Source organism: Streptomyces swartbergensis (genome assembly GCF_002148965.1).
GTDB classification, from domain to species: domain Bacteria; phylum Actinomycetota; class Actinomycetes; order Streptomycetales; family Streptomycetaceae; genus Streptomyces; species Streptomyces swartbergensis.
The window spans coordinates 1-8,922 of sequence record NZ_NGFN01000349.1; the positions used below are offsets into that span (position 1 = coordinate 1).

General features: G+C 64.2%; 7 protein-coding genes. 2 read left to right on the top strand and 5 right to left on the bottom strand.

Features of this window, described 5'->3' with window-relative positions; genetic code table 11:
- The first annotated feature begins 13 nt into the window (after positions 1-13).
- Complete coding sequence (locus tag CA983_RS35885; protein WP_086604928.1) at positions 14-1,249, top strand: aminotransferase-like domain-containing protein; 1,236 nt, start codon at positions 14-16, stop codon at positions 1,247-1,249.
- Here the strand turns inward: CA983_RS35885 and CA983_RS35890 are convergent.
- The 4 genes from CA983_RS35890 to CA983_RS35905 all read right to left on the bottom strand — a co-directional run bounded on the left by CA983_RS35890 (position 1,236) and on the right by CA983_RS35905 (position 7,962).
- Complete coding sequence (locus CA983_RS35890) at positions 1,236-3,176, bottom strand: B12-binding domain-containing radical SAM protein (RefSeq protein ID WP_086604929.1); 1,941 nt, start codon at positions 3,174-3,176, stop codon at positions 1,236-1,238. The two genes, CA983_RS35885 and CA983_RS35890, sit on opposite strands and share 14 nt — an antisense overlap.
- A gap of 53 nt (positions 3,177-3,229) precedes the next feature.
- Entirely contained in the window at positions 3,230-4,039 is an 810-nt protein-coding gene (locus CA983_RS35895; RefSeq protein ID WP_158101922.1) for an inositol monophosphatase family protein, read from the bottom strand.
- A gap of 19 nt (positions 4,040-4,058) precedes the next feature.
- On the bottom strand, positions 4,059-6,488 hold the full coding sequence (locus tag CA983_RS35900) for an ATP-binding protein (protein ID WP_086604931.1): 2,430 nt from the start codon (positions 6,486-6,488) through the stop codon (positions 4,059-4,061).
- 691 nt (positions 6,489-7,179) lie between these two features.
- Positions 7,180-7,962 (bottom strand): DUF4253 domain-containing protein, encoded by a 783-nt coding sequence (locus tag CA983_RS35905; RefSeq protein ID WP_086604932.1) that lies wholly within the window; start codon positions 7,960-7,962, stop codon positions 7,180-7,182.
- Positions 7,963-8,048: 86 nt separating this feature from the next.
- Between CA983_RS35905 and CA983_RS35910 the strand changes: the two genes are divergently transcribed.
- Complete coding sequence (locus CA983_RS35910) at positions 8,049-8,549, top strand: DinB family protein (RefSeq protein ID WP_086604933.1); 501 nt, start codon at positions 8,049-8,051, stop codon at positions 8,547-8,549.
- A gap of 12 nt (positions 8,550-8,561) precedes the next feature.
- On the opposite strand, the gene CA983_RS35915 is transcribed toward CA983_RS35910, so the two are convergent.
- Positions 8,562-8,922: DUF2690 domain-containing protein (locus CA983_RS35915; protein WP_143645640.1), on the bottom strand; the 361-nt coding region annotated here is incomplete at its 5' end.

Sequence of the window (8,922 nt, forward strand, 5' to 3'; positions counted from 1 at the left end):
AAGGAGCCCTGTCATGACCGTCACCGAGCCCCCGCCCGCCCCCTCTCCCGCGCCGCCGCTCGCCGCGCGGGCGCGATCGGTCGGCGGTTCTCCCGTGCGGGACATCCTCGCCGTCACCGCCCGCCCCGAGGTGATCAACTTCGCGGGCGGGCTGCCGGCGCCGGAGCTGTTCGACGCGGAGGGCATCGCGGCCGCGTACCGGGCCGTCCTCGCCGAGGAACCCGCCCGGGCGTTGCAGTACTCCACGACCGAGGGCGAGCCCACGCTGCGGGCCGCGCTCGCCGACCGCACCACGGCACGCGGACTGCCGACCGCTCCCGACGACCTCCTCGTCACCACCGGCTCCCAGCAGGCCCTTTCGCTCCTCGCCACCGCGCTGCTCGAACCCGGGGACACCGTCCTCGTCGAGAACCCCTGCTATCTGGCGGCCCTTCAGGTCTTCGGCTTCGCCGGAGCGCGGGTCGTGGCCGTGCCCGGCGACGAACACGGTGTCGACCCCGAGGCGCTGGAGGACCTCGTGGCGCGCGAGCGGCCCAAGCTCCTCTACACCGGGCCCACCTTCCAGAACCCCACCGGCCGCACGCTGCCCGCCGAGCGGCGCGCCGCCGTGGCCGCCGTCGCCGCCCGGCGCGGGCTGTGGATCGTCGAGGACGACCCCTACGGGGAGCTCCGCTACGAGGGCGAACGCCTGCCGTGGATCGCCTCCCACCCGGGCGCCGAGGACCGTACGGTCCTGCTCGGCAGCTTCTCCAAGGTCATGGCGCCCGGCCTGCGGCTGGGCTGGCTGCGCGCGCCCGGTGAGCTGCGGCGCGCCTGCGCCGTCGCCAAGCAGGCCGCCGACCTGCACACGCCGACCGTCAACCAGCTCGCCGCGGCCCGGTACCTCGCCGACCACGACCTGGACGCCCACGTCACGCGCGTCGCCGGCGTGTACCGCGAACGCCGGGACGCCATGCTCGCGGGCCTGCCCGGCGCACTCCCCGAGGGGTCGGTCTGGACCCGGCCCGAGGGCGGCATGTTCCTCTGGGCGCGCCTGCCCGAGCCGTACGACACGACGGCCCTGCTGCCGCAGGTGGTGCGGCACGACGTGGCGTACGTCCCCGGCGCGCCCTTCCACGCCGGCACACCCGACCGCACGACCCTGCGACTGTGCTTCGTGACGCAGACGCCTGAGGAGATCGGGGAAGGGCTGCGGAGATTGGGGCAGGGTGTCCGGGGAGACGTCGGAACAGATCTCAGTCGAGGCTGACGCTGCCGCGCCGCAAGCGGTTGTTCTTTCGGCCGTACCGCACCGCCTGGATGGCATACTTGGACAGATCCCCGTTATATTCCTCGATCGCTCGCAGCGTGACGTCGCATTCGGACGACAGTAACTGCGGAGCTTCGCCGTAGTAGATTTTCTCGAAATAGCCGGAAAGGTTATGACTGAGGCGCAGGCGCGTTTCAGCGGGGGAAAAGGGGTCCACCAGGCTTTCCTTTTGGTAGGAAATCAAGTCTTCCAAAAGGAGTGTCGACACAGACATGTCGTGTCGGGAGACAAGGTGGTCGACGAAAATGCGCACCTCGGCATAGAGCTCGTCCTTGCGGGTGATCATGCTGAGGAAGGATGCCTCCTCCGGGTACCACATTATCTCCCCGAATCCCGGAACGGGGCGGCCCATGCCGACCCCCTTGGCACCTTCGAGCATCACCGTCACAGTGTCAGCGTAGTGCCGGCCCAGCAGGAGCCCAGGATTGTCAGCCGCGAAGGCCATCAGCTCCTCATAGAAGGCGTGGTACTCAAGACCGAACTCGGTCCAGAAGAACATGGCCAGCGTCTGGGTGATGTTCAAACAGTGGAAACACTGGACCGCCCAAGCCAGAATGAAGCATTTCTGCCAGTCTTCGAAAGGCAGCGTCGTCGTCTCGATGACGACGTCGAAGTATTCTTGGACGTCGTCATCGCTGGGCGTTGCGTACCCTAAGAGCATGGGTAGACGTGCCGTACGAATGGAGTGGAGCTCTCGATAGTGGGGCGTAGCCATCTCAGAGTTCGGAAGCAATTCGCAGAGATAGATCAGCAACCCTTCGTGCTGCCCCGCACTGAACAGCCTGCTGACTCCTCGGCGAAAGCTTTCCCAAGTCTCACCCGGAAGTCCCAGGATCAGCTCTGTGTATGTCGGCATGTTGTGACTTCGGTACATATTGAGCAGCTCAGTGAGGTTGTCCTGCTTGATGTTGCGCCGCTTGATCACCGTCAGGCAGTCATCGCTCATGCTCTGCATGCTCAGAGTGATGCCCCTCTGGAGTCCTACCTCTTGTAGGACTTTCGCTATCTGGAAGACCGCGGGGCCGCTCTTTTTCGCAAACGAAGGGCGAAATTGGGTTGGATATCCCGAGTCCCTTCGCACGTCCGCCAGCTTTTTCGCCAAACAGATGTCGCGAGGCACGATGCCGAAATTTGCGTCGCAGTTGTACAGGATTTCAATCCGATGGAGACCGAACCATTCGATCTCTCTCATGAGTCGCTCGTCATCAAAGAATCGCAGTTTAGTGAATACCGCAGACCCCCAGTCGCAAAAGGTGCAAGAGTAGGGGCATCCCCGGTTGGTTTCGTGACTCGCGTTCCATCGATACGGGAGATTGATCAAGGCGTCGAACGTCCCGTCCAAGTATGGTGAAGCGAGTTGATTCACATCCTTTACAGCCTCCCTGACGCCGGTCTTGATGCAATCATCGTTCTCGTCCCGCACGCTGAGGCCGGGTATCTTGGTGTAATCGGGATCCGGCAGCAAAAATTCACGCAAGATATCGGCGAAGGCAAGTTCACCCTCATGGTGAACCAGGATGTCAACGGCCGGATTGAGTTTGAAAAAACTCTTCGATGCAAGAGGAACCTGCGGACCTCCCATTACTATCAAGCACTCCGGATAAGCAAACCGCACAGCGCGGGCGAGTTCCCTGCTGTATTCCCAGTTCCAGATGTAACACGAGATCCCGAAGACATGTGGCTCGTGCAGGCGGCCCACGAGGCGTTGAATATTCTCCCGAAGGAAGACGAGCTCCGGGAAATTGAAACTTTCGGATATTTCTGGCTGCCTCTGGCAGTGCGCTTGGATGACGCCAACGGAGTAGGGTAAGAACGCCTGATCTCCAAAGCGGTTGTTGACTTGAGCCAGATAAACGTTGTACCGCATGGGAGCACCATCTCCATTCGGAGTCGATCAGACAGCTGCAGATGGAGCTTGGATCAGGCGCTCTCAGTCTCAAGAATCGCCGATCGGATTTCCCCGCAGAGATCTGCGGGTCCTGCCACCCACCCGCCTGAGTGCTCCATGGGCAAAGCGTTCAACAGGCTCATCCCGTCGAGAGACATCAGCGTCCCTCCAGCCTCGGCAAGCAAGAGTGCCGCCGCAGCGTAGTCCCAGAGGAAAATGCTCTTACCCGGCTTGGGTGGGTAGAAGGCTGCATGACATTCTCCGCACAGGATCTGAGCCACCTTGGGCGTGAACGCGCCGACAGGAGCGATGTGCCCGGGGAGTAGACGGGTCCACACTGACGCGAAGGCGGGGTCGGCCCGTTGTGTAGGGCTGACGGCGAGTTTTGCCGCACGCAACTGCGGTGGTTCTTCGAGCTGGACGGGTCTGCCGTTCACCCGAACCCCGCAGTCTGTGCTGCACGCGAAGCGTTGACTGCGGAAAGGGAGATCCAGGACACCCGCTACCGGCCTCCCGCGTTGGAAGAGAGCAACCGAGATGGCGCAGTCTGCGGTCCCCGCGATGAGTTCCTTCGTGCCGTCAATCGGATCGATGACGAAGCACAGCTCGCTGGCGAGCGCGGCGGGGTTGCAGTGAGTCTCCTCGCTGAGGACATCGGCAGAAGGGTATGCCTCCAGCGCTGCGGCGATAAGGTGCCCCTCGATCCGAAGGTCCAGGTCCGTCACCGGTTCGATGCGCCCATCGTCAAGAGTCTTGGTAGACGATCGCGGACGGTGTTCTAGTACCTCTGACCTGCAGCGATCGAGTACCGGGTCCAGCCACTCCATCGGAAAGTCACTCATGTACGCCCTCCGCCGGACTTCAATGGTCCAAGCCGCTTGAGTACGTCGCCAGAAGCGTCCGAACCTCCTCAGCATTCGGAACCCCAAGCTCTTCGAAAATGACTAGGGCCTGGTTCAGACTCACACGGGCTTTTTGTTCGTCGCCGATGTTACTCAACAATTTTCCGAGTTGGTGGAGCGACTCGCCCTCGCCGTAGCGGTCGGCGGTTTCCCGCCTTACCGTTATGCTGCGCTCACAGTATTCAATGGCTTTGGAGAGTCTGCCGCCGAGACTGTGAGCTAAAGCGAGCTGAAAGAGGGAGCGTCCCTCGTCGTACCGGTCTCCGATGTCTCTGAACACAGCCAGACTTTCCTCGAAGCACAGTATTGCTTCGTCGAGCCGGCCACTCGCTTGGTACGCGACGCCAAGGCTCATACGCATCCGGCCCTCTCCATACCGGTCACCGAGCTCGGTGCGGATGGTGAGGCTCTCCTGGCCGCAAGCGATCGCCTCTGTATAGCGCTGCATGGCTTGATACGCCGGCACCAGATTGCACAGAACTGCACTTTCGCTGTATCGATCTTGAATCCTGCGGGCAATGGCCAGACTCTTCTCGCCGTATTCGACCGCATCATCGAAGCGGCCCATCATGTAGTGAATACGTCCGAGCGCGTCCAGTGTTCGCCCTTCCCCGTAGTGATCACCGATTTCGCGTCGAAGCTCAAGGCATCGATTGCCGTGGCGTACCGCCTCTTCGAAGCGACGCAGTCGAAGGTTTGCTATGGACAGATTATGAAGACTCTGCCCCTCGCCTTCGCGATCTCCCAACCGTTGAGCGGTGGTGAGAGCGAGTCGGCCCAGCATTTCGAGGTCGCGCGGATAGGCGCGGAGGTGGCAGAACCAGAAAAGCGCATCCGCGATCTGTGTGGCGATGGCTCCGAACTCGTGAGGAGCCGCCGCCGCCTGCTGTGCCGCTGCGACGATATTGGGTCGCTCCGCCTCGAGCCAGTCCAGGGCAAGCGACCGGGTGGCGAACCAGGAATTCTCCTCCCCCTTCTGCATCGTTCGGCGTGGATCCGTGGGTTGCAGAAGCGCGCTCGCTCCTCGGGCACGCGCGAGAAAGAACTCGAATGTCCTGTGAAGTGCCAGTCGGCGGTCTTCTTGGGTGTCGTCTCGGAAGGCGTGCTCACGAGCGAACAAGCGCAGGAGATCGTGCATTTGGTATCGACCGGGCGAAGGCGACTCCAGGAGCTGTGCATCGACGAGTCGTTCCAGGGCTTCATCCGTTGCCTCATGGGAGTCACCGATCAGCGCGGCCACCATGTCCACGCTTACGTCCGGAGCCTCCAGCAGACCGAGAAGCCGGAAGGTGCGTGCACAGGCAGCTTCTGCCGGCCCGTCAACCGCCGAGAGGGCCTCATAGCTGATTCCGAAGCTCGCACGGACGGCGAGGTCGCCTAGTTGTAACTCGTTGAGCCGAGCCCGCTCGTCCAGCAGACGTCCGGCGAGGGCCTGGAGCGACCATGAGGGCCTTGCCGCCAGACGCGCGCCGGCGATCCTCAGCGCGAGTGGCAGCAGGCCGCACTGTCTCACCAGCGTGCTCGTGGCCTCGGGCTCCGCTGTGACACGCGCTTCACCCGCGAACTTTCCCAGCAGCGTGACTGCTTCGCCTGCTGACAGCACGCTGAGATGGAGGTGGGCGACGCCATCCAGGGTGGCAAGTACCTCGCGACTCGTGATGAGAACCGCGCATCCGGTGCCGGCCGGTATCAGTTGACGCGCCTGTGCAGCGGATGCGGCATTGTCGAGCATGATCAGCATGGTCCGCCCGGAGGCGAGCGATCTGAACCTGGTTGCGGCCTCGCCGGTATCGACCGGAATTTCCTTGCCGTCCATTCCCAGCGCTCGAAGAAACCTTCCCAGTACATCTATGGGATTGAGCGGAGCCAGTCCGGGCGTGGCCCCTTGCAGATTCACGTAGAGTTGTCCGTCAGGATACTGGTGGGCGATCATGTGGGCAAAATGGATCGTTAGCGCAGATTTACCCACTCCGGGCGGTCCGTCCACCACGATGATCGGTGTCGAAGACTTCATCTTGGCGGCATCGACAAGCTCTGCGAGTTGTTCCAGCTCCGAAATCCGGCCGGTGAAGGCGGCGATATCGGGAGGCAGCTCTGCTGGGCGCGAGGGACTTCCCGGAGGTTGCTCGCGATCCTGATGAACGTGAACTGCCTCTGCGCTCGCGATTTGTACGAGTTTCCCCAGCATGCCGCCGGATACTTCCGCTGTGAAGCCAGGGATACCCGTCCGCTCCAGACGGGCCGCAAGGGCACGGATACCCCGATCGGGCTCATTCGCCAGCAGCTGGAATACTTCTTGCCCTTGCTCGTCGACCTGCAGCCAATCGCGCAGCACTGACCACGCGACAGCCAGTGCGTCCTGCCCTCTGCCGGTGAGGTCATGCACCACTCGGGAAATCCTCTTCTAGAAGGTTACGTTCCCTTGAACATTTCCCATGGTTACGATCTTTCCAACCTGTGCTTGTCCGTCCACGGCGATATGACTCGTGCGTGGGTTTTCGTGGGAGGCGCGAACAAGTTCAGCCAGGGTTGAGGCGAACGACTCGTCCCCTCGCGCCCTCTCTTGAAGTTCCTCGGCGAGATCTTCCACTGCCGATTCGTCCTGCGGCTCTGATTCCGCTGCAGCCAGTATTGCTGCCCCGCGGGCATCTCCGGACAACGTCCGGCGAACCGAACCAAGCAATTCCCGCAGGCGCTCCCAGGTGGCTCTTCCGCCTTCCCGCGCGAACTCTTCGCCGGCTGACCTCGCCAGAAGGGCGGCAGCCGCAGCGGCGATCAGACCTATATCCACAGTTTGGCCCCCCATGCGGATTCCGCCAAGTTCGTTCGACGGTACCAGAGCATCTGGTCTATGGGTGCCGTTCGTTCACGATTAGTGACATGCCCGTTCGTGGCCAGATCACTTATAACTCAATGGGTCTTTTTTTTCCCTTGCGTCACACAAAGATTTCATGGCCCGTGTGCCTGGCGACGGGGAGGCAGTTCCGCGAAGTCTGTCATCTCAAATGACATCAGGCCCACCATCAGGGTGAGGACAGATGTTCACCGGAAAAGGACGTTGCTGAGCTGCTGAGGGATCTCTAGTCCCACCAGAAGTGCCAGACCTGCTGGTCCAGGACCTGGTGCTCGGCGTAGCCCCGCAGCGTCGGGTCGGCGCTTTGCAGGATGTTGTCCGGGCAGAACGCGAAGTGCTCGGCGGCCACGGCCTCCGCGTCGGCCGTCGTGACGGGCGGGGCGGCGACCGACACCAGCAGGTGATCGAAGCCGAGGGCGACGACCCGTATGCCGAAGCGTTCCTCCCAGGAGCGCAGCACCGCGCTGAGCCGGGCCGTGTCCCCCTCGTGGTTCGCCGGGCCCGTCCAGCCGATCGCCGTGGGGATGTCGGCGCTGCGGCGGGCCGGGACGAGGGTGAGTCGGGGGTCGTTGAGGGGGCCGCCGCCGAGCAGCGCGTCCGCGGTTCCGGCGGCGACCGTGTCGGGGTCCTGCGCGTGGGGGAGCGGGCCGGCCGGCCCGGGCCATGCGTCACCCTCCGCGACGTACTCCTCCCAGTACTCCGCCAGGACCTCTTCCGCGTCGTGGTCCCCGGGGTACGACACCTCGCCGGGCGTCAACTCCCAGCGGTCCGGCCCGCCGTGCCCGTCCCCCACGTCGAGCACGACCGGCAGCAGTCCCGTACGACGGGCCGGCTCCAGTGCTGTCCAGCCGCCCGGGAGGGCCCGCTCGTCCGCGTACCACAGCAGCGGCTCGCGCCAGGGCCCCTCGTCCGTGGTGTCGACGAGTGCCCCGGCGGGGAGCCGGAGTCCGAGTGCGCTGCCGCTCGGGTCTGCCGCCAGCTTCGGCAGGGGATTGGGAAGAGTCGCCATGATCGTGACTCTAGAGGCGACCACTGACAATCGGACCGGCCCCCTGGAGGACACGGGCTGACCTACTTGCTCCCTACGGTCCTGCCATGACCACATCCTCGGAGAAGACGGACCTGTCGCAGGCGCTCGCGGAGCAGCGGGAGTTGCTGCTGATCACCGTGCGCGGACTCACCGACGCGCAGGCCGCGCAGCGTACGACCGTCAGTGAGCTGACCCTGGGCGGGATCGTGAAGCATCTCGCCCAGGGAGAAGAGGCGTGGACGCAGATCATGACCAAAGGCGACGGTGAACTCCCCGACGGCATGCTCGACATGGGGCAGTACCGCATGGCCGAGGGCGAGACGCTCCCCGCGCTGCTGGAGCGGTACGCGGCGGCCGCCCGGGCGACCGACGAGGCCGTGGCCGGGCTGCCGGACCTGGGGCAGAGCGTGCTTCTGCCGACGACTCCGTGGTCGCCGCCCGAGCCCCAGTACTGGTCGGCGCGCCGGATCCTGCTGCACCTGATCAGGGAGACGGCCCAGCACGCCGGGCACGCGGACATCGTCCGGGAGGCACTGGACGGCGCGAACACCACGGCCAGGCGCTGACCCGGCGGCCCGTCACACGCGGGCGTCGAAGCACTCGCGGCTGCCCCCCGCCGCCGGGCGGAAGCAGGCCCGGACGGTCGTGCCGGGGCGCGCTTCGGTCATGGGTGTGTAGACGTAGGACTGTGCGGCGATGTCGTCCGTGACCTCGGCGGAGTGCGGACGGCGGCCTCCGTCGGCCCGGTTCAGCTCCAGGCGGTCGCCGATCCGCGTGCTCCACATCCGGGCCCAGCCGGCCTCGCACTTCTCGCTGTAGCGCAGTTCGAGGTGGGCTCCGGTGGACGTGCGGTGCGAGGCGAGGGTGAGCGGGGCCGCGCCGCATCTCATGTGCATCGGGCTGCGGCCCTCGCAGGCGGCCGCACGGCAGCGGGGTGCC

Excerpts from the sequence above, each read along its gene's own strand:
- CA983_RS35910 (WP_086604933.1), top strand. The coding sequence starts at position 8,049 with ATGACCACATCCTCGGAGAAGACGGACCTGTCGCAGGCGCTCGCGGAG.
- CA983_RS35905 (WP_086604932.1), bottom strand. The coding sequence starts at position 7,962 with ATGGCGACTCTTCCCAATCCCCTGCCGAAGCTGGCGGCAGACCCGAGC.
- CA983_RS35895 (WP_158101922.1), bottom strand. The coding sequence starts at position 4,039 with ATGAGTGACTTTCCGATGGAGTGGCTGGACCCGGTACTCGATCGCTGC.
- CA983_RS35890 (WP_086604929.1), bottom strand. The coding sequence starts at position 3,176 with ATGCGGTACAACGTTTATCTGGCTCAAGTCAACAACCGCTTTGGAGAT.
- CA983_RS35885 (WP_086604928.1), top strand. The coding sequence starts at position 14 with ATGACCGTCACCGAGCCCCCGCCCGCCCCCTCTCCCGCGCCGCCGCTC.